Genomic DNA, 287 nt, shown 5'->3' on the forward strand with positions numbered 1-287 from the left:
GGACGCGGGAGGATTCGAACCTCCGACCGCCTGGTTCGTAGCCAGGTACTCTATCCAGCTGAGCTACGCGTCCACACGCACATTTGAACATTGCTAATTTATTCTCTTAGCAAGAGTTAAAGTAAAAAGGGCGGTTGCGGGACGTCTCTTGAAAGAGTGAACCTCCGACCAAATTTACTAACATCTTATACTCGATGCAGAGTTAAAGTAAAAAGTGGCGGACGCGGGAGGATTCGAACCTCCGACCGCCTGGTTCGTAGCCAGGTACTCTATCCAGCTGAGCTACG

General features: G+C 50.5%; 1 tRNA gene. It reads right to left on the reverse strand.

The annotated features are described in order from the left end of the window. Positions 1–73, reverse strand: a tRNA-Arg gene (locus tag EXT43_RS20540). Positions 74–287: the final 214 nt, after the last annotated feature.

This window comes from Pseudoalteromonas sp. CO109Y (genome assembly GCF_004208935.1).
GTDB classification, from domain to species: domain Bacteria; phylum Pseudomonadota; class Gammaproteobacteria; order Enterobacterales; family Alteromonadaceae; genus Pseudoalteromonas; species Pseudoalteromonas shioyasakiensis.